Annotated in this window: 20 protein-coding genes; 12 read left to right on the top strand and 8 right to left on the bottom strand. The window is 71.0% G+C overall.

What is annotated here, in order from left to right:
• Position 1: 1 nt before the first annotated feature.
• Positions 2 to 1,480: a sensor histidine kinase gene (locus tag M3190_RS03950; protein ID WP_251578527.1), complete on the bottom strand. Its 1,479-nt coding sequence runs from the start codon at positions 1,478 to 1,480 to the stop codon at positions 2 to 4.
• Between the two features lie 91 nt (positions 1,481 to 1,571).
• On the opposite strand from M3190_RS03950, the gene M3190_RS03955 reads away from it, so the two are divergent.
• The 3 genes from M3190_RS03955 to M3190_RS03965 all read left to right on the top strand — a co-directional run bounded on the left by M3190_RS03955 (position 1,572) and on the right by M3190_RS03965 (position 3,396).
• Positions 1,572 to 2,723, top strand: a complete 1,152-nt coding sequence (locus tag M3190_RS03955; protein WP_251578529.1) for a phosphotransferase — start codon at positions 1,572 to 1,574, stop codon at positions 2,721 to 2,723.
• Between the two features lie 62 nt (positions 2,724 to 2,785).
• Positions 2,786 to 3,175 (top strand): hypothetical protein, encoded by a 390-nt coding sequence (locus M3190_RS03960; protein ID WP_251578531.1) that lies wholly within the window; start codon positions 2,786 to 2,788, stop codon positions 3,173 to 3,175.
• Between the two features lie 41 nt (positions 3,176 to 3,216).
• On the top strand, positions 3,217 to 3,396 hold the full coding sequence (locus M3190_RS03965) for a hypothetical protein (RefSeq protein ID WP_251578533.1): 180 nt from the start codon (positions 3,217 to 3,219) through the stop codon (positions 3,394 to 3,396).
• A gap of 25 nt (positions 3,397 to 3,421) precedes the next feature.
• Here M3190_RS03965 and M3190_RS03970 read toward each other — a convergent pair whose 3' ends face one another.
• Entirely contained in the window at positions 3,422 to 3,979 is a 558-nt protein-coding gene (locus tag M3190_RS03970) for a nucleosidase (protein ID WP_251578534.1), read from the bottom strand.
• Between the two features lie 23 nt (positions 3,980 to 4,002).
• On the bottom strand, positions 4,003 to 6,069 hold the full coding sequence (locus M3190_RS03975; RefSeq protein WP_251578535.1) for an NAD(+) synthase: 2,067 nt from the start codon (positions 6,067 to 6,069) through the stop codon (positions 4,003 to 4,005).
• Between the two features lie 101 nt (positions 6,070 to 6,170).
• On the opposite strand from M3190_RS03975, the gene M3190_RS03980 reads away from it, so the two are divergent.
• Positions 6,171 to 9,716, top strand: coding sequence for a TM0106 family RecB-like putative nuclease (locus M3190_RS03980; protein ID WP_251578536.1), 3,546 nt, complete (start codon positions 6,171 to 6,173; stop codon positions 9,714 to 9,716).
• On the opposite strand, the gene upp is transcribed toward M3190_RS03980, so the two are convergent.
• Entirely contained in the window at positions 9,701 to 10,333 is a 633-nt protein-coding gene (upp, locus tag M3190_RS03985) for a uracil phosphoribosyltransferase (RefSeq protein ID WP_251578538.1), read from the bottom strand. The genes M3190_RS03980 and upp overlap by 16 nt on opposite strands.
• 67 nt (positions 10,334 to 10,400) lie before the next feature.
• Between upp and M3190_RS03990 the strand changes: the two genes are divergently transcribed.
• Positions 10,401 to 10,829 carry a nucleoside deaminase gene (locus M3190_RS03990; RefSeq protein WP_251578999.1) on the top strand — a complete coding sequence of 143 codons (429 nt, stop codon included), beginning with the start codon at positions 10,401 to 10,403 and terminating at the stop codon, positions 10,827 to 10,829.
• Positions 10,830 to 10,837: 8 nt separating this feature from the next.
• On the opposite strand, the gene M3190_RS03995 is transcribed toward M3190_RS03990, so the two are convergent.
• On the bottom strand, positions 10,838 to 11,950 hold the full coding sequence (locus tag M3190_RS03995; protein ID WP_251578540.1) for an alpha/beta fold hydrolase: 1,113 nt from the start codon (positions 11,948 to 11,950) through the stop codon (positions 10,838 to 10,840).
• A gap of 43 nt (positions 11,951 to 11,993) precedes the next feature.
• Between M3190_RS03995 and proC the strand changes: the two genes are divergently transcribed.
• The gene (gene proC, locus M3190_RS04000) at positions 11,994 to 12,827 is read left to right on the top strand and encodes a pyrroline-5-carboxylate reductase (protein WP_251578542.1); all 834 of its coding nucleotides are present in this window, start codon (positions 11,994 to 11,996) and stop codon (positions 12,825 to 12,827) included.
• 9 nt (positions 12,828 to 12,836) lie between these two features.
• Here the strand turns inward: proC and M3190_RS04005 are convergent, their stop codons facing one another.
• The gene (locus M3190_RS04005) at positions 12,837 to 14,084 is read right to left on the bottom strand and encodes an MFS transporter (RefSeq protein WP_251578544.1); all 1,248 of its coding nucleotides are present in this window, start codon (positions 14,082 to 14,084) and stop codon (positions 12,837 to 12,839) included.
• Between the two features lie 64 nt (positions 14,085 to 14,148).
• Here M3190_RS04005 and M3190_RS04010 point away from each other — a divergent pair, with 64 nt between their 5' ends.
• Positions 14,149 to 14,646, top strand: coding sequence for a MarR family winged helix-turn-helix transcriptional regulator (locus M3190_RS04010; protein ID WP_251578546.1), 498 nt, complete (start codon positions 14,149 to 14,151; stop codon positions 14,644 to 14,646).
• A 6-nt stretch (positions 14,647 to 14,652) separates the two neighbouring features.
• On the opposite strand, the gene M3190_RS04015 is transcribed toward M3190_RS04010, so the two are convergent.
• A complete protein-coding gene (locus tag M3190_RS04015; RefSeq protein WP_064003900.1) occupies positions 14,653 to 15,324 on the bottom strand; it encodes a potassium channel family protein in 672 nt (223 codons plus the stop codon).
• Positions 15,317 to 16,759: a TrkH family potassium uptake protein gene (locus M3190_RS04020; protein ID WP_251578548.1), complete on the bottom strand. Its 1,443-nt coding sequence runs from the start codon at positions 16,757 to 16,759 to the stop codon at positions 15,317 to 15,319. Before M3190_RS04020 ends, M3190_RS04015 begins: the two co-directional genes overlap by 8 nt.
• Positions 16,760 to 16,826: 67 nt before the next feature.
• Here M3190_RS04020 and M3190_RS04025 point away from each other — a divergent pair, with 67 nt between their 5' ends.
• The 5 genes from M3190_RS04025 to M3190_RS04045 all read left to right on the top strand — a co-directional run bounded on the left by M3190_RS04025 (position 16,827) and on the right by M3190_RS04045 (position 18,353).
• A complete protein-coding gene (locus tag M3190_RS04025) occupies positions 16,827 to 17,231 on the top strand; it encodes an ArsR/SmtB family transcription factor (protein ID WP_251578550.1) in 405 nt (134 codons plus the stop codon).
• A gap of 100 nt (positions 17,232 to 17,331) precedes the next feature.
• The gene (locus tag M3190_RS04030; RefSeq protein WP_018186843.1) at positions 17,332 to 17,523 is read left to right on the top strand and encodes a helix-turn-helix domain-containing protein; all 192 of its coding nucleotides are present in this window, start codon (positions 17,332 to 17,334) and stop codon (positions 17,521 to 17,523) included.
• 81 nt (positions 17,524 to 17,604) lie between these two features.
• Positions 17,605 to 17,703, top strand: a complete 99-nt coding sequence (locus tag M3190_RS04035; protein ID WP_003792170.1) for a 30S ribosomal protein bS22 — start codon at positions 17,605 to 17,607, stop codon at positions 17,701 to 17,703.
• 96 nt (positions 17,704 to 17,799) lie between these two features.
• Positions 17,800 to 18,057: a glutaredoxin family protein gene (locus tag M3190_RS04040; protein WP_251578552.1), complete on the top strand. Its 258-nt coding sequence runs from the start codon at positions 17,800 to 17,802 to the stop codon at positions 18,055 to 18,057.
• Positions 18,054 to 18,353, top strand: a complete 300-nt coding sequence (locus M3190_RS04045) for a Dabb family protein (protein WP_251578554.1) — start codon at positions 18,054 to 18,056, stop codon at positions 18,351 to 18,353. Before M3190_RS04040 ends, M3190_RS04045 begins: the two co-directional genes overlap by 4 nt.
• Positions 18,354 to 18,358: the final 5 nt, after the last annotated feature.

The following is an 18,358-nucleotide window of genomic DNA, read 5'->3' on the forward strand; positions in this document are numbered from 1 at the left end:
CTCAGCGCTCCTCGGAGATGGTGACGGGTGTCGGCGGTCGATCCGGCAGCCTATCGTCGTCGGCCACCGCACCCTCGTGCGGGATGGACAGGATGAAGACCGCGCCGCCGCCCTCGGCATCCGCCACCCGCGCGGAACCGCCGTGCGCCTTCGCGATGACCTGGACGATGTTGAGACCCAGCCCGCTTCCGCGACCGTCATCCGTTCCCCGGTGGAATCGATCGAACACGAACGGCTTCTGGTCGTCGGGGACACCGGGACCGTGGTCGCGCACGCGGAACTCCACCGCGTCTTCCGTCAGCCTGCTGCTCAGGACGATGTCGCCGCCCCCGTGTGTGACGGCGTTCTGCGCGAGCTGCAGGAGCGCCTGGGTGAGCCGCTCAGCATCGGCCGCGATGACGACGTCGACCGCCGGTCCCGCCGTCACGGACGCATCGGCGAGAGCGCCGGCCTTGCGGACGACCTGCGTCAGCAGGTCCGCCGTGTCGACGGGGGAGAGGGTCACCGGCCGCGGACCGTGCAGAGCGGCGGCGGCACCGAGGTCGTGCACGAGGTTGTGCATCCGGTCGAGCTCGTCGACGGCCAGGTCCCTGGAGCTCTCCACATCGGCGACATCGCGCGGGTCCATCACCTCGAGGTGCCCGCGGACGATCGTGATGGGGGTCTTCAGCTCGTGCCCGACGTCGCTCAGCAGGCGTCGCTGCGAGTCGAGGGCCTCGTCGAGCCGGTCGAGCATGGCGTTCATCGTCGCGGCGAGTTCGGAGACATCGTCCTCGCCCTCGACGGGGAGCCGCTCGGACAGCGACTGGCCCGAGACCCGTTCCGCCGTCTCGCGCATCCGCCGCAGCGGGCGCAGCAGTCGCGTCGACACGATGAAGGCGACGGCGGTGATGATCATCAACGCGATGGCACTCGCGAGGAGGTAGGCCCGCGCCGGTCCGTCCATCTCGGCGAGCTCGGCCTCCACGTCGTACACGAGGGCGAACACGACGTCCCCGGGTGTCGTGTCGCCCTCGATGGCGATCGGGACCGCGAGGTAGCGCCACGTGACCCCGTTCCCGCTGTACGTGCGGACGACGGGGGCGCCGCCTGCCCCCGCCTCGGCAGCGGCGGAGACGAAGTCGCTGTCCCTGCTCGGGTCGACGTCCAACCGGATGCCGGGGGTGAAGCGGGCGTTGCCTGCCATGATCCCGACGGCCCCCGTGTTGTCGTCGGGGCTCATGCGCTGGACGACCTGCCGCAGCGCCTCCTCGGCACTCGTCCACCCCCCGGTGTCGTTGTTGCCCGCCGCGACGATGTAGCGAGCCGATTCGAGGTTGTCGCTGAGGCGGTCCTCGATGCTCTGCAGGTTCGTCGTGCGTTCGACGACGTAGACGGTCAGGCCCACCGAGGCGAGCCCGATCGCGGCGACGAGAGTGATCGCCACGACGATGCGTGTGCGCACCGACACCAGCAAGCGGCGGCGGGGGGCGGCATCCATGCCCTCCAGTATCGCGACGTCGCGCCGCCGCGACGTCACCCTAAGAAAGGTCTCACGCCCTCCGCCGTGCTGATCGTGGTGGGATCGACACATGCCAGCGCCCACCGTGACACCCGAGGCCGCCCTGCTCGCGGACGCCCTCGACCTCGAGGAGTCGCAGCTGGCCCCGATCGGCCGGGAGCCGCTCGGCGAGGGGACCGTCGCCGGCTTCCGGCTGCCGGGTGAGGCCGAGGCGTACGCCTACGTGGACACGTCACTCCTGCCCGTCCGGGAGGAGACCGGTCTCGCGCTGGAAGGGGTCGCGCGCATCTGGATGCACCCGGCCGACCCGCACCTCCCCGCGCTCGCTCCCGTCGCGTTCGGCGAGGCGTTGTCGATCCTCCTGGCGCGGCTCGGCGTTCACAGCGGCGGCACCCCGGTCCTGGTCGCCTACCGGCCGGGCCGCCGTGCCGTCGTGCGTGCGGCGGGCGACGGCGAGCCGGTCTGGGTCAAGGTCGTCCGCCCGCGGCGCGTCGAGCGCATCGTGGAGCTGCACACCGCGTTCCGTTCGGCCGGCCTTCCGGTGCCCGGGGTCACAGGGTGGGCGCCCGACGGCATCCTCGTGACGGCGCACGCCTCCGGGACTCCGGCCATCGACGCGGCCGCGACCGGCGCGCTCGCCCCCGAGCTGCTCCTGGACCGGGTGGACGAGCTGCGCGCGCGGATCGCCGCCGCGCCGTTCGAGGGCAGCGCGCGTACGTCGATCGCGACGAGACGGGGCTGGTACGAATCCCGCCTGCGCGGCATCGACACCGGCATCGACGTCCTGCTCGACGAGATCCCCCGCGACGGCGGCCCCACCACCTCGGCATCCGTGGGTGTGCACGGCGACCTGCACCTCGGTCAGATCTTCGTCGACGCCGGCGGACAGGTGACCGGTCTGATCGACGTCGACACCGCGGGTGTCGGGCACCCCGCGGACGACGTGGCGGCCTTCCTGGGCCACACGATCGCGAGTGCGACGCTGTCGGGGGCGGATGCATCCACCGCGCTGTGGGACGTGGCGGATGCCGCCGCGGCACGCTGGCGGGATGTCCCCGACAGCGCCCCCCTGTCGGCGGCGCACCTCATCGGCCACGCGCTGGCCGCGGTCGATGCCGGCGACCGGGCACGAGCCCGTGGGCTGCTGCGGGTGGCGGCCGCCCTGTGCGACGGACGAGGCGAACATAAGGGCGCTCTCATGAACGCCTTCGAGTTGGCTTAGCCCCGTCGGTCAGGCTGATGCCATCGGGCGAGCACCCGCCCCTTCGATCAGGAGACAGGATCATGAAGACCAAGAAGTGGATCGCGTACGGAGTGACCGGCGTCGTCGGTCTGGGCCTCATCGCCGGCGGTGCGACCGCCGCCGCGGCCGCCATGGACCTGCGTGACCCGGAGGGGACGACCCTTCCGGGCGGCCAGCTGACCGGCACGTCGACGCCGACCCTCGACGGCTCCACCCCGGTGACGGTGGACGTGACGAACGACACGGCGAAGGTCGTCACGGCCGTGACCCCGACGCCGAGCCCCGTCACCCCGCCCTCCGCGACGACCCCGGTCACGACGCCGACCCCGGTGACGCAGGCCACGCCGCCGTCGCCGCTCACGCCCCCGTCGCCGGTGACGCCCGCGACGCCGGCGACGCCCGCGAGCGCGGCATCCGCGCCGTCGAACTGACCCCGGATCCCCGCGGCCGCCGCGGGCCCTAGGCTGGACGCATGAAGAAGGGCATGATCTGGACGATCCTGGGTGTCATCATCGCGATCGTCATCGCGTGGATCGTCGTGGATGTCGTGCTGAAGCTCGTCTTCTTCGCTGCGAAGCTGGTCGTCGTCGCAATCGTCGCGCTGATCGTGTTCTTCGTCCTCCGGTCGCTCTTCGCCCGTCGCGACGCCTGAGTCCCACGGCGCCCACGGGTCGCGCTCAGACGCCGTAGAGCTCGGTGATCCGTCCGCGCAGCTGCACGCTGCAGGCGGCGACCGCGTCGCGCCAATCGGTGATCGCGTCGTCCTGCGCGCTGTCGGAGACGGCCTTCAGCACACGGATGGGCACGCCGAACTGCTGCGCCACCCAGATGTAGGCGTACGCCTCCATGTCCACGAGGGTGCCGCCGAGTGCGCGGATGGCCTCCACGGTTCCGGCGTCGTCCACGAAGTGGTCGCCGGTCGCGATGATCGTGCCGTCACGTCCCGCGATCGACACGGTCGCCGGCAGCGACACGTGCTGACCGGCGATGCCGTCGACGTCCGAGACGTCGTGCTGCAGCGCGGTGGTCACGTCGTGGACGCCGGTCGCCTCGGGATCGACCGAGCCTGCGGTGCCGACCACCACGATCTCCTCGTACTCCCCGCGGTCGAGCGCGCGGGTGAGTGCGTACGTCGCCTGCAGCTTGCCGGGACCCGTCACGAGACGGTCGAAGCCGGGAAGCTCCTCCGGGAAGGCGACCAGTTCGGAGTCGAGGGCGGCGACGAGGAGCTTCACCGATCCATCATCGCACCCGCACGTCAGTGCGTCGGGCGGGGGAAGGCGGCGTCGAGATCGGCGAGCCAGGCCGCGGCATTGCCGTCGGAGGGTGCGCGCCAGTCGCCCCGGGGCGAGAGCGAGCCCGCGGGCGAGACCTTCGGGGCGTTGGGCACGGCGCTGCGCTTGAACTGCGCGAATCCGAAGTAGCGCTGCAGGAACACCCGCAGCCACCGCACGATCGTCTCGCGGTCGAAGGCGTACCGCTCGTCCTCCGGGAAGCCGGGGGGCCACGCCCCGGCATCCGCGTCCGCCCATGCCTGCTCGGCCAGGAACACGATCTTCGACGGGCGGAAACCGTAGCGCAGCACGTGGAAGAGCGTGAAGTCGTGCAGCGCGTACGGGCCGATCGTGCTCTCGGTCGACTGCACCTTGCCGTCCGCGCCCGCCGGCACCAGCTCGGGGCTGATCTCGGTGTCGAGCACTGCCTGGAGCACCTCTTTCGCGCGGTCGGTGAGGGTCGTCCCCGACTCGTCGCTGTGCGCGATCACCCACCGGATGAGGTGCTGGATGAGGGTCTTGGGGACGCCCGCGTTGACGCCGTAGTGCGCCATGTGGTCGCCGACGCCGTAGGTCGCCCAGCCGAGGGCGAGTTCGGACAGGTCGGAGGTGCCGATGACGATGCCGCCGCGCTGGTTCGCGAGGCGGAAGAGGAAGTCGGTGCGTGCGCCCGCCTGGACGTTCTCGAACGTGACGTCGTACACCGGCTCGCCCTCGGCGAACGGGTGTCCGAGTCCCGTCAGCAGCTCGGTGGCCATCGGCCGGATGTCGATCGTCTCGATCGTCGCTCCGATCGCCTCGGCGAGGGCGATCGCGTTCGACTTCGTGTGGTCGCCGGTGGCGAAGCCCGGCATCGTGAACGCGAGGATGTCGCTGCGGGGCCTGCCCATCCGGTCCATCGCGCGGGCGACGACCAGCAGAGCGTGCGTCGAGTCGAGGCCGCCCGAGACGCCGATGACCGGCTTCGGCTGTCCGATCGCGCGCAGGCGCTGCTCGAGACCGGAGACCTGGATGTTGAACGCCTCGTAGCAGTCGAGGTCGAGACGGGCCGGGTCGTCGGGGACGAACGGGAACCGGTCGAGCGGTCGCCGGAGTCCGCGGACGGATGCCGCCGCGGCGACGGTGAACGGGATGCGGCGCACGGGCACCCCGACGCTGCGCGCGTTGTCCTCGAAGGTGCCCTGGCGCAGCCGGTCCTGGCGCAGCCGGTCGAGATCGACGTCGGCGACCGCCCGGCGCGGACCGTCGGGAAAGCGCTCGGTCTCGGCGAGGAGGGTGCCGTTCTCGTAGATGATCGTCTGCCCGTCCCACGAGACGTCGTTGGTCGACTCACCCTGTCCTGCGGCGGCGTAGACGTAGGCAGCGAGACACCGGAAGGACTGCGACTGCGCGAGGATGCGGCGGTCCTCGGCGCGGGCGATGGTGATGGGGCTCCCCGACAGATTCGCGAGCACCGTCGCGCCCGCGAGCGCGGCGTGCGAGGACGGCGGCACGGGCACCCAGAAGTCCTCGCAGATCTCGGCGTGCACGACGAGTCCCGGCACGTCCGTCGCCTCGAACAGCAGGTCGGTGCCCACCGGCACCTCCGCGCCGGCGAGGGCCATGTGGCTCGGCGCGTCGTCGCCGCGGGCGTACCAGCGCGACTCGTAGAACTCGCGGTACGTGGGGAGGTGGGACTTCGGCGCGACGCCGAGGACGCTGCCGCGGTGGATGACGACGGCGCAGTTGTAGAGCCGGTTCTCGATCCGCAGGGGAGCGCCGACGATCAGCAGAGGGGTGAGGTCGGCGGATGCCGCGACCAGGCGGTCGATCGCGACGAGGACGGCATCCAGGACGACGTCCTGCATCACGAGGTCTTCGATCGCGTACCCGGTCAGCCCCAGCTCGGGGAAGACCGCGACGGCGACACCGTCGTCGTGACAGGCGTGCGCGCTCGCCAGGATCGACTCGGCGTTGGCGGCGGGATCGGCGATGGCCACCGGCACCGTGCACGCGGCGACGCGGGCGTATCCGTGCCGGTACGGGTTCTCGAAAGGCAGCTCCTGGGTCACGGGTCCAGTCTGTCAGGTGCCTGCCCGCCCGCCATGGGGCTTGTGCGTGCTCGGGAAGCATGTCGGTGGTCGCGGATAGTGTCGGTTCCCGAGAGGGGATCATGCGATACATCGAAGACGACGGCCGGATCGTCTGGAGCGCGAGCGACCTGAAAGCCGCGGCCGAGTGCGAATTCGCCTGGCTGCGGGCGATCGACGCGAAGCTCGGCCGGATCGCGGCGGTCGAGGACCCCGAGGACCTCACGCTCGAGCGCGCGGGACGTCTCGGCACCCAGCACGAGCGCCGGGTGTTCGAGGCCTATCGCGACGCGCACCCCGGAGCCGTGGTCGAGATCGCCGAGACCCGGTCGTCGGATGCGGCAGGCCTCGCCGCCGCGGTGGCCGCGACCGACGCGGCGCTCGCCGACCCCGACGTGCGGGTCGTCTATCAGGCGGCGTTCTCCACCGACGAGTTCGTCGGGTTCGCCGATTTCCTCGTGCGTGCCGCCGACGGCCGCTGGATCGTGCAGGACACCAAGCTCGCCCGACACGCTCGCGTCACCGCACTGATGCAGCTGGCGGCATACGTCGATCAGCTCGACCGCCTCGGCGTCACGCGCGCCGACGAGGTGCAGCTGCTGCTCGGCGACGGCACCGTCTCCACCCACGCCGTGCGCGACCTGATGCCGGTGTTCGGACTCCGTCGCGACAGGCTCCGCGCGCTCATCGCGGACCGCGACGTGCCCGCGGGGTCCTCGGGATCGCCGATCCCGTGGGGCGACGACCGAGGCGAGCTCCGCGTCGTCGCCTGCGGGCGATGCGCGACGTGCGACCTCGAGGTCGTCGCGCACCGCGACCTGCTGCTGGTCGCCGGTATGCGACCCGTTCAGCGCGACCGCCTGCGGGCAGCGGGGGTCGCGACCATCGACGCCCTGGCAGCGTCCCGCGAGGCCCCGCCGCGGATGTCGTGGGACACCTTCTCGGGGCTGCGCACGCAAGCGAGGCTGCAGCTCGAGAGCCCGGCCGGCGGCGTCGACGACGCCCCGGTGCCGACGGGCATCGCTCCGGCGGGACCTGCGATCCCCACCTTCGACGTCGTCTTCCCGAAGGCGCTCGGCGCCCTCCCGCGTCCCGACCACGGAGATCTGTTCTTCGATTTCGAGGGCGACCCCCTCTACACCGAGGGCGCGGCGGTGCAGTGGGGGATCGACTACCTCTTCGGCTGGGTCGACGAGACCGAGCAGTACTCCGCCCTGTGGGCCCATTCCTTCGCCGACGAGAAGCGGGCGCTCGAGGAGTTCCTCGAGTTCGTCGCGGTCCGCCGCCGCACGCATCCCGGCATGCACATCTACCACTACGCCCCGTACGAGCCGACGCACCTGCTCGCGATGGCGGCGAGGCACGGGGTGGGCGAGGCTGCGGTCGACCGGCTGCTCCGCGACGGCGTCTTCGTCGACCTCTACCCGATCGTCCGTCGCGCCCTCCGCGTCGGGTCTCGGTCCTACTCCATCAAGAAGCTCGAGCCCCTCTACATGGGCGACGAGGTCCGGACGAGCGACGTCCAGCGAGGGGATGACTCGATCGTCCGCTACGTCGAGGCACGCGCGCTCGAGGACGCCGGTGACGATGCGGCGGCCCGCCTCATCCTCGACGACCTCGCCGACTACAACCGCTACGACTGCGTGTCGACTCGTCGCCTGCGCGACTGGCTCGTCGACCGTGCCCGAGAGGCGAAGCTGGTGCCCTCGCGTGAGCCCGAAGCGGGGGAGGCGGTGTACGAGCCGTCGCCGCGCGCAGAAGCGCTCGCCCGCTTCGCGGTGGATGCCGCGGACGAGGTCGTCGCCCAGGCGCTGCGCCTCGGAGCGGCGGCCATCGACTACTACCCACGCGAGGCGAAGACCTTCTGGGCCACGCACTTCCTGCGACTGCGCGAGCCGGTGTCCGTCTGGGAGGACACGCGCGACGTCGTGGTGGTCGACCGCGACCGCTGTCGCGTGCTGACCGACTGGCATCGACCGGAAGGTCTCACCGCGGTGCGCCGCGTCGTCGAGATCCGCGGCGAGTTCGCCCCTGGCACGCGCCTGACCGTCGGTCAGAGTCCGTACGCCGTCTACGAACTGCCGGCCCCCTTCCCGATCGAGACCAGCCCGCGTTGGATCCACGCCGCGCGCTCCGTCTCCGTCGTCGACGTCCTCGACGACGGGGTCGTGATCGAGGAGAACGCCTACCAGGGCTTCACATGGCAGGAGCTCCCCGTCGCCCTGACCCCGCCGGCGCCGCCGCGCGCCGGAAGCCAGCAGGCCGCGATCGACGAGTGGGCGGACGCCGTGCTGGCGGCATCCCCCACCCTCCCCGCCGACCCGGCCACCGACCTCCTGCTGCGCCGGCCGCCGCGACACGAGGGGCCGCTCCCGCGCACCGGCGACGACGTCGCCGACATCGCGGCCGCGCTCGTCGGCCTGGACGACGGCTACCTCGCGGTGCAGGGCCCGCCCGGCACGGGCAAGACCTACGTCGGATCGCACGTGGTGGCGCGTCTGGTCCGTGAGAAGGGCTTCCGTGTCGGCGTGGTCGCGCAGTCGCACAACGTCGTCGAACACATGCTCGACCGGATCGTCGCCGCGGGGCTCGATCCGGCACTGGTCGCGAAGGCACCGAAGGGTGCTGCGACCGGGGACGAGCGGTTCACCGTGATCGCGAAGAACCAGCTGGCGGGCTACATCGAGTCGCAGCCCGCCGGATTCGTCGTGGGCGGTACGGCGTGGGATCTGACCCACACCGGGCGGGTCGCGCGCCGGTCCCTCGACCTGCTGGTCATCGACGAGGCGGGGCAGTTCTCGCTCGCCTCCACCATCGCGGTCTCGGCCTCAGCCCGTCGACTGCTGCTCCTCGGCGACCCGCAGCAGCTGCCCCAGGTCAGTCAGGGAACGCACCCGGAACCGGTCGACACGTCTGCACTCGGGTGGGTCATGGACGATCACGCCGTGATCCCCGCCGACCGCGGCTACTTCCTCGCTCGGACCCGTCGGATGCGTCCCGAGGTCGCCGAGCCGGTCTCCCAGTTGGCCTACGAGGGGCAGCTGGAGGCGCACCCCGACACGGCGCTGCGCGCACTCGACGGCGTTCCCGCCGGCGTCGTCCCCGTCCCCCTCGCGCACACGCGCAACGCGACGCAGTCTCCCGAAGAGGCCGACGAGGTCGTGCGCATCGTCCGCGATCTCGTGGGGGCGCCCTGGACGGACGCGGGAATCACCCGTCCGCTGGAGGCGGAGGACGTCATCGTCGTGACTCCCTACAACGCCCAGCAGGTGCTGGTGGAGGAGACACTGACCGGGGCCGGCTTCCCGGGCGTCCGCGTCGGGACCGTCGACCGGTTCCAGGGCCAGGAGGCGGCCGTCGTCGTGGTCTCGCTCGCGGCGTCCTCCGGTCGGGACGCCCCGCGCGGGCTCGAATTCCTGCTGCTGCAGAACCGCATCAATGTCGCCGTCTCCCGTGCCATGCACACGGCGTTCGTGGTCTACGGCACGGGCCTGCTCGACGACCTTCCCCGCACGCCCGACGGCGTCACCCGACTGAGCGCCTTCGCACGCCTGGTCGGCGCGGGCGGTCTCCCGTCGCACGCCGCCACGGACGGCGACAGAAGGGTGTCGCCTCAGACCGTCCCGTAAAGGCGGTCGCCCGCGTCGCCGAGTCCGGGCACGATGTAGCCCTTCTCGTTGAGACGCTCGTCGAGGGCACCCAGGACGAGCGTGACATCGCGGTCGCCGACCTGTTTCTCGATCGCGGCGAGGCCCTCCGGCGCGGCCAGGATGCAGACCGCGGTGACGTCCTGCGCGCCGCGGGCGAAGAGGAAGTCGATCGCGGCACCCAGCGAGCCGCCTGTGGCGAGCATCGGGTCGAGGACGAAGCACTGGCGGTCGCTCAGGTCGTCGGGGAGACGTTCGGCGTACGTGTACGGCTCGAAGGTCTCCTCGTTGCGCGCCATCCCGAGGAAGCCGACCTCGGCGGTCGGGAGCAGGGTCGTCATGCCGTCGAGCATGCCGAGGCCCGCGCGCAGGATCGGGACGACGAGCGGGCGCGGCTCGCTGATCTTCAGCCCCGTCGTGCGGGTGACCGGGGTCTCGATCTCGATCTCCTCGACGCGCACGCCGCGGGTCGCCTCGTAGGCGAGGAGGGTGATGAGCTCCGCCGTCAGCTGACGGAACACCGGCGAGGTCGTGCGCTTGTCGCGCAGCACCGTGAGCTTGTGGGTGATGAGGGGGTGGTCGGCGACGTGCACACGCATGCGTCCAGGCTACCGGGGCTACGCTGACGACGTGAGTCTGCCCGTCCCCGCCGCCGACGATACGGCGATGGCGCGAGCGCTCGACCTCGCCGCCCTGGCGGCCGGCCACGGTGACGTGCCGGTCGGGGCGGTGGTGACGCGTGCGGGGTTGATCGTCGGCGAGGGACGCAACCTGCGCGAACGCGACGGCGATCCGCTCGCGCACGCGGAGATCGTCGCGCTGCGGGCCGCGGCATCCGCTCTCGGTTCCTGGAACCTCGACGACTGCACGCTCGTGGTCACGCTCGAGCCGTGCGTCATGTGCGCGGGGGCGATCCTGCAGACCCGGGTCGCGCGCGTCGTGTTCGGCGCATGGGACGAGAAAGCGGGAGCCGCGGGATCGGTGCACGACCTGCTGCGGGACCGACGCATGCCGCACCGGGCGGAGGTGCTCGGCGGGGTCCGCGCGGCGGACGCGGCGGACCTGCTGCGGAACTTCTTCGACGAGAGGCGCTGAGCGACCCGTCAGTCCGACGAGCTGAGGATGATGGCCTCGGTCGGCGGTGCGGGGGATGCCGGCGATCCGATGTAGCCGGTCAGCTCCAGGAGCGCGCGTCGGAAGACCGCGGGGCGCTCGAGGTGCGGGGTGTGACCGACGCCGGGCAGTGCGAGCTCGGTGGCGATGCCCCCGGCATCCGTGTACCGCCGCAGCACCTCGCGGGTCTGCGCCACCATCGGCTGGGCCGGGGCGACGTCGGCGCCCGGCCAGTCGGGGATGATCCCCAGCGCGCCGAGGTGGTTCGGGTCGGAGAAGGACGTGTCGGAGACGACCGGGTCGAGCACGCCGCGCACCCAGAGGATCGAGGGCTTCTCGGGCAGATCGACGATGCCCGAGACGTCGAAGTTGCCGGGCGCCAGGGCGTTGAGCACGCCGACCCGGCCGGGCGCGTAGCCCGGCCAGTGCGGGCTCGTCACGGACTCGCCCGGGTAGTTGCCCGTGGCGGTCGAGGTGGAGAGCATGGCCTCGATCCAGAGGTCCTCGCGCTCGGTCCGGAAGCCCTCGGCGACGAAGCTCGCTCGGAAGACGCTCCGCGGTGACGTGGACGCGTCGGCGCCGGTCTCGCGCGCGGTCAGCCGACGGACGAACTCCGGGTTGGCGGTGCCCGCCCCGCAGCCCGCGTCGTCATCGGTCAGCCGGGACCCGTCGAGCCGGGTGCCGCCCAGGCCGAAGGGCGAGACGGGCGACTCGAGCAGGATCGTGCGCACCGGGTGATCGAGAGCGAACTGCAGCGCGACGGCACCACCGAGATCCCACCCGACGAGGTGCGGTGCCTCGATGCCGAGTTCCGCCAGGGTGGCGGCCACGTCGTCGCTGAGGTCGCGGACGCCGCGGGAGGCGTCGACCGGCATGTGCTCCGTGCCCCCGAAACCGCGCAGATCGACGGCGACCACCCGGAACTCGGCGGGCAGATCCTGCATGAGCTCCTGCCAGACGAGGGCGGACGACAGGGCGCCGTGCAGGAGGACGACGGTGCGCTCGGGATCGGCGTCGGCGGTGTCGCCGACGCGCTCGAGGATGTTGACGCTCAGCCGGTCCGTGTCGATGATGCGGGACGTGATTCCGTCGAGGAGGGTCATGAGGCGATGATAAGCCGCGGGGGTGGATGACAGGATGGAACGCATGACGCACCACCTCCCGCCCGTCGCCATCCTCGGAGCCGGTTCGATGGGGGGTGCGATCGCGCAGGGCATCTCCCGCTCGGGTCAGGCCGCGTCGGTCGTGGTGACCAACCGCACGGCCGCCAAGGCGAGCGAGCTCGAGGGGCTGACGGGCGTGACGAGCCTCGCCCTCGCGGACGTTCCGACGGCGAATGCGGATGCCGCGGCATCCGCGGACATCGTGCTCGTCGGCGTCAAGCCCGCGATGGTCCCCGACGTGCTCCGCGAGATCGCCGGCTCGCTGCGCCCCGGGACGATCGTCGTGAGCCTGGCGGCGGGTGTCACCATCGAGACGTTCGAGTCGATCGTCGGGCCCGAGATCCCCGTCATCCGCTCGATGCCGAACACTCCGGCCGTGGTCGGCAAGGCCGTCACCGGGCTCGCGGCCGGGTCGACGGCGACGGCGGAGCACATCGCGCTCGTGCGCGCGCTCTTCGAGACGTGCGGTGTCGTGATCGAGGTGCCCGAAGCGCAGATCGACGCGCTGTCCACCGTCTCGGGATCGGGGCCGGCGTACGTGTTCCTGCTGGTCGAGGCGCTCACCGAGGCCGCACGCGGAAAGGGCTTCGACGAGGACGACGCGCGACTCATGGCGGAACAGACCTTCATCGGCGCGGCGGCTCTGCTCGAGGCGACCGGCGACGATCCGGCGGAGCTGCGCCGCCGGGTCACGAGCCCGAAGGGCACAACCGAGCGCGCCATCGGCGTCCTGCAGACGGCGAACCTCGACGGACTCTTCTCGCAGGCGACGGATGCCGCGCTCGCCCGCGCTCGTGAGCTCGCGAGCGGCGTCTGACGCATCCGCTCAGGCGTCGCCGAGGGTGAGATCCTCTGCCGTCGCCCGCTCGCTCAGTCGCGCGGTGTGGTCCGCGCGGCCGATGAGGCGGCGCAGCGCGAACAGGAGGGCGGCGCCGATCGCGGCCGAGATCGCGGCAGCGGCGTAGGGCGCTCCGACGCCGAAGACCGCCAGCGCGGTACCCACGGGGGCCCCGATGGCGCCGCCGAAGAAGCGGAAGCCCGAGTACGCCGAGCTGGCGACGGCGCGCGGCAGGGTGGTCGCCTCCATAGCCGCCTCCGTCAAGATGGTGTTCACCGCCCCGATCTCGATGCCCAGCAGCACGACGCAGACGATCAGCAGCGGCCGGGACCCCGCGCTGAGTGCGGCGAGCACGTGCGTCACGGCGAATGCGACGAGGAACCAGAACAGCACCGAGACGACCGAGAAGCGCCGTGTCAGCTGGGGAGCGATCACGACGCCCGCGATCGCGAGCCCGACGCCGAAGCCCATCATGACCAGGCCGATGCCGATCGCCGGCAGCTCCAGGGCGTAAGGCGTGTACGAGAGGGTCACGAAGAAGCCCGCGTTGTAGAGGAAGGCGACGACGCTGATGGCCAGCAGGCCGCGGTCCGCGAACGCGCGGAAGGGCGCGCTCACCGTGCTGCGCTGTGCGGCGTGGCCGGGGTCGCGCACGAGGGACAGCAGGGCGACGACGCCGACCGCCAGGAGGGAGGCGGTCCCCCAGAACGCCGCGAACCAGCCGATCTCGCCGAGCAGTCCGCCCAGGAGGGGGCCGGCGGCCAGGCCGATGCCGAGAGCGGCCTCGTAGAAGATGACGGCGTGCTCGCTGCGGCCGCCCGAGGCGGAGACGATCGACGCCAGCGCGGTCGACAGGAACAGCGCGTTGCCGAGCCCCCACACGGCGCGGAAGGCGATGAGCGCGCCGATGCTCGGCGAGAGGGCGCAGCCGACGGCCGCCAGCGCGATGACGCTCAGCCCGAGGATCATGACGGCACGGGTGCCGATGCGGGTCGACAGCCAGCTCGTGAAGAACATCGCCGAGGCGGTCACGGCGAGGTAGCTCGTGAACAGGAACGATGTCTCGACGGGGGCGGCGTGGAGCTGTGCGGCGACGGTCGGGAGGATCGGACCGACGAGGCCGATGCCCATGAAGGCGATCATCGCGGCGAAGGCGATCGCCCACACCGCGGGCGGCTGGGAGAGCAGGCGAGGTGCGGGTGCGACGGGGCGGGTTCCGGTGTCGACAGCGGTCATTCGTCCAATTGTACACCGATAATTCACCGGTAAACTAAATCGGATGCATCGCTACAGTGGAGCTGTGACCGAGCGCGCCGACTTCATCGATCGGATCCGCGCCGCCTGGGCGGCGGAGATGCCCACCATGGACACGTCGCCCGTCGACGTCTGGGGAAGGCTGAACCGCGCCTCCGTGCTGGCGACGGCGCAGATCGAACGGCTGCTCACCGACAGCGGTGTCACCCGCTCCGAGTTCGACGTCCTCTGCGCCCTGGCACGCACCGGACGCCCGCTGCGTGCCAGCGAGGTGACCGCCGAGACGATGCTGAGCGGCGCGGCGACGACCAAACTCACGACGCGCCTCGAGTCCGCGGGGCTCCTGCGCCGCGAGCGGTCGGACCGCGACGGACGCGCGGTGCAGCTCTCGCTGACGGATGCCGGTCGTGCCCTCGTCGAGCGCGAGATGCCGCGCGCGCTCGCCCACGACGAGCGGCTCCTCGACGGGCTCAGCGCCGCCGAGCGGCAGACCCTCGCAGAGCTCCTCGCGCGGCTGCTCGCGAACGCGCAGCGCGAGGCCTGAGCCCGGTCAGCGGTCCAGCGACGCGAAGCGCTCGATGTCGGAGTTCGTGCCCGACACGATGATGAGGTCGTGGTTGGTCACGACGGTCGTCGCCTCGGCGTAGCGGAACGGCTTGCCGGGGCTCTTCACCCCGACGACGGTCACGTTGTACTTCGACCGGACACCCGACTCGTTGAGCCCGACACCGCGGATGAACCGCGGCGGGTACATCTTGGCGAGGACGAAGTCGTCGTCGAAGCGGATGAAGTCCAGCATCCGCCCGCTGACGAGGTGCGCCACGCGCTCGCCGGCCTCGCGCTCGGGGTAGATGACGTGGTTGGCGCCGACGCGAGCGAGGATCTTGCCGTGCGACTGCGAGACCGCCTTCGCCCAGATCTGCGGGACCTTGAGATCGACGAGGTTGGCGGTGATGAGGACGGATGCCTCGATCGAGGAGCCGACGGCGACGACGGCGACCTGGAAGTCCTGCGCACCGATCTGCTTCAGGGCCTCGATGTTGCGCGCGTCCGCCTGCACGGCGTGGGTGACGCGCTCGGACCACTTCTGCACGAGATCCAGGTTGTCGTCGATCGCGAGGACATCCCGGTCCAGGCGGTCGAGTTCGCCCGCGCACGCGGCGCCGAAGCGACCGAGTCCGATGACGAGGACGGGCGAATCGCTGCGCAACTGCTCAACCAACGATGGGCCTTTCCACGGGCAGCGCATAATGCTGCGTTCGGCTGGTCGCGGCCACCGCCGCGGCGAGTGTCACTGTACCAACGCGGCCCATGAACATCGTGAGGGCCATGACGAAGACGGCGGGGTCGGGCAGCTCCTGCGTGAGTCCCGTCGACAGGCCCACGGTCGCGAAGCCCGACACGACGTCGAAGAGCACCTCGTCGAGGGGCGCCTTCGTGAGATGCGCGATGGTGATCGTCGACAGCGCGACGATCGTCGCGCCCCACGCGACGACCGACAGGGCGACGCGCTGCACGTCGCTCGGGATACGGCGGCCGAACGCCGACACGCTGGGGCGGCCCTTCGCCTCCGACCACACCGCGAGGGCGAGCACAGCCAGGGTGGTGACCTTGATCCCTCCCGCGGTGGAGGCGGACCCGCCGCCGACGAACATGAGCATCGAACCCACGACGATGGAGGACTCGTGCAGTTCGCCGATGTCGATGACCGAGAAGCCGCCGGAGCGGGTCATCGCCGACAGGAACAGGGCCTGGAACGTCGTGTCCCACGCATCCATCGTCCCGAAGGTCTTGGGGTTGCCGTACTCCAGGATCACGAACGCGATCGCGCCGGCGAAGAACAGCACGATGGTCGTGATCAGGGTCAGCTTGACGTGGATCGACCAGCGGCGGACGTGCCAGTGGTGCTTCCAGAGGGCGTAGATGACGGGGAATCCGATGGAGCCGAGGAACACGCCTGCCATGAGGACGGTGAGGAGCAGGTAGTTCTGCGCGAACGGCGTCAGCCCTTCGGCGTTCGGGGCGAACCCCGTGTTCGTGAAGGCCATGGCCGCGTAGTACGGCGCCTCCCAGAGCGCCGTCAGCGGGTCGATGCCGCTGGCCAGCAGCATCGGGTAGAGAAGCACGGCGAGCGCGGCCTCGATCACGAGCGTCGACAGCGCGACGGTCGCCAGCAGCTGGCCCACCTCGCCGAGGCGGACGGCCTGGCCCTCGTTCACGGGGCCGCCGTGGGCCCGCATGGGGTTGCTGTCGCCGGCTGCGAGCAGCTTGGCCCGCAGGCCCAGGCGCTTGGAGATGACCAGGCCCAGGATCGAGGCGAGCGTGAGGACGCCGAGAGCGCCGACGTTGACGCCAATGAAGACGACGACGTGCCCGAGCGGCGACCAGTGGGTCGCCATATCGACGGTGGCGAGGCCGGTCACGCAGATGGTGGACACGGCCGTGAACAGCGCGTCGGGGAGCGGCGTCACGCGGCCGTCCGAGGCCATCACCGGCAGCGAGAAGATCGCGGTGAACAACAGGATGAGGGCCGAGAAGATGAGGACGGCGAATCGCGACGGTGACGCTGTGGCCAGGTCGCGCATCGCGGAGAACACCCGTCGATGCCACGCCGGTCCGCGCCGGGGCGCGCGCTCGTCGACGGCAAGGCCCGTCATTCGCGCCCCTTTCTCATTCGGATCGATGTCATGGTACTCCCGCGCACGGGCGGGCTAACCTAATGCCATGGCGGACATCTTCGACGTGATCGCCGACGGCACCCGTCGGGACATCCTCCAGCTGCTGCGCGAGCGAGGGGCGTCGGGGGAGAAGGGGACGAGCGTCTCGCAGATCGTCTCCGCCCTGGGCGTGAGCCAGCCGACGGTCTCCAAGCATCTGAAGGTGCTGCGAGAGGCATCCCTCGTCTCCGTCCGGGAGGAGGGCCAGCACCGGTACTACAGCCTGTCTCCGGCACCTCTGGATGTCGTGGACGACTGGCTGTTCCCGTTCTTCGCGGTGGACGACGACGACCTGCCGTCGGCGCCCGCGCTGCCGGACGGCGCGGCGCATGCCGCCGAGGTCGTGGGTCGCGCAGCGGCATCGGCGAAGCATGCCGTGGCGAGCGTGTTCCACAAGCTGCCGGGCCGGTGACCGGCGCTCTGCCACACGAGTCACACCGGTTTACACACGTCCCAGCCACCCCCTAATGTGGAGGAATTCACGGGGGTTGAAAACCATAAAGGGGACACCAATGTCGGACATCTCGGATGTGCGCTTTCTCACGGTCGCGGAGGTCGCGGATCTCATGCGCGTCTCGAAGATGACCGTCTACCGCCTCGTGCACTCCGGCGAGCTTCCCGCCGTGCGCTTCGGCCGCAGCTATCGCGTCCCCGAGACGGCCGTCACCGCAGCACTGCAACGTCCCATCGCCGACGTCGGCTAGACTGATCCGAGGCATTTTTCCGTCTTGCCGTTCCCGGACGCCGACACCGCGCGTCCAGACCCCGACTTAGTGAGGTTTACCGTGGGTTCAGTCATCAAGAAGCGCCGCAAGCGCATGGCGAAGAAGAAGCACCGCAAGCTGCTTCGCAAGACTCGCCACCAGCGCCGCAACAAGAAGTAAGCGGCATCGCACACAAGCGCCCCCGTCCGGTCCGCCGGTCGTCGGGGCGCTTCGTGTTGCGTCCGCGACGTGGATGAGCGGGAGAGAATGGATGCCGTGACCGCACTCACCCTCATCTCCAAACCGGACTGCCACCTCTGCGACGTCGCGCGCGAGATCGTCGACACGGTGGTGGCGGACCTGCCCGAGGGGCGGGTCGACGTCGAGGAGCTCTCGATCGCGGACGATCCGGCGCTCTACGCGACGTGGTGGGAGAAGATCCCGGTCGTCCTCATCGACGGCGAGGTGCACGCGCACTGGCGTCTGTCCGCCGATCGCCTGCGCTCCGCGCTGACCCGGAAGGAATCCGCATGATCCGTCACGTCGTGGTCTGGAAGATGGCCGCCGAGGACGCGCATACGCGCGCCGAGCACGCCGCCGAGGTGGTGCGGCTCCTGCGCGGTCTCGAGACCGCGGTGCCGGTGATCCGATCGCTGAGCGTCGGGACCAACGTCGCGGTCCCCGAAGCGAACGCCGACGTGTCGCTGGTCATGGACGTCGACGACCTCGACGCGCTCGAGGCCTACCAGATGCACCCCGCCCACCAGGAGGTCGCGGCATACATCCGCAGCGTCACCGGCGGCCGGATGGCCGTCGACTTCGAGGTCTGACCGGC

The organism is Microbacterium oleivorans (assembly GCF_023715745.1).
Classification (GTDB): Bacteria; Actinomycetota; Actinomycetes; order Actinomycetales; family Microbacteriaceae; genus Microbacterium; species Microbacterium oleivorans_D.

Coding starts and splice junctions, on each gene's coding strand:
- M3190_RS03950 (WP_251578527.1), bottom strand. CDS start 1,480: ATGGATGCCGCCCCCCGCCGCCGCTTGCTGGTGTCGGTGCGCACACGC.
- M3190_RS03955 (WP_251578529.1), top strand. CDS start 1,572: ATGCCAGCGCCCACCGTGACACCCGAGGCCGCCCTGCTCGCGGACGCC.
- M3190_RS03960 (WP_251578531.1), top strand. CDS start 2,786: ATGAAGACCAAGAAGTGGATCGCGTACGGAGTGACCGGCGTCGTCGGT.
- M3190_RS03965 (WP_251578533.1), top strand. CDS start 3,217: ATGAAGAAGGGCATGATCTGGACGATCCTGGGTGTCATCATCGCGATC.
- M3190_RS03980 (WP_251578536.1), top strand. CDS start 6,171: ATGCGATACATCGAAGACGACGGCCGGATCGTCTGGAGCGCGAGCGAC.
- upp (WP_251578538.1), bottom strand. CDS start 10,333: ATGCGTGTGCACGTCGCCGACCACCCCCTCATCACCCACAAGCTCACG.
- M3190_RS03990 (WP_251578999.1), top strand. CDS start 10,401: ATGGCGCGAGCGCTCGACCTCGCCGCCCTGGCGGCCGGCCACGGTGAC.
- M3190_RS03995 (WP_251578540.1), bottom strand. CDS start 11,950: ATGACCCTCCTCGACGGAATCACGTCCCGCATCATCGACACGGACCGG.
- proC (WP_251578542.1), top strand. CDS start 11,994: ATGACGCACCACCTCCCGCCCGTCGCCATCCTCGGAGCCGGTTCGATG.
- M3190_RS04005 (WP_251578544.1), bottom strand. CDS start 14,084: ATGACCGCTGTCGACACCGGAACCCGCCCCGTCGCACCCGCACCTCGC.
- M3190_RS04020 (WP_251578548.1), bottom strand. CDS start 16,759: ATGACGGGCCTTGCCGTCGACGAGCGCGCGCCCCGGCGCGGACCGGCG.
- M3190_RS04025 (WP_251578550.1), top strand. CDS start 16,827: ATGGCGGACATCTTCGACGTGATCGCCGACGGCACCCGTCGGGACATC.
- M3190_RS04030 (WP_018186843.1), top strand. CDS start 17,332: ATGTCGGACATCTCGGATGTGCGCTTTCTCACGGTCGCGGAGGTCGCG.
- M3190_RS04045 (WP_251578554.1), top strand. CDS start 18,054: ATGATCCGTCACGTCGTGGTCTGGAAGATGGCCGCCGAGGACGCGCAT.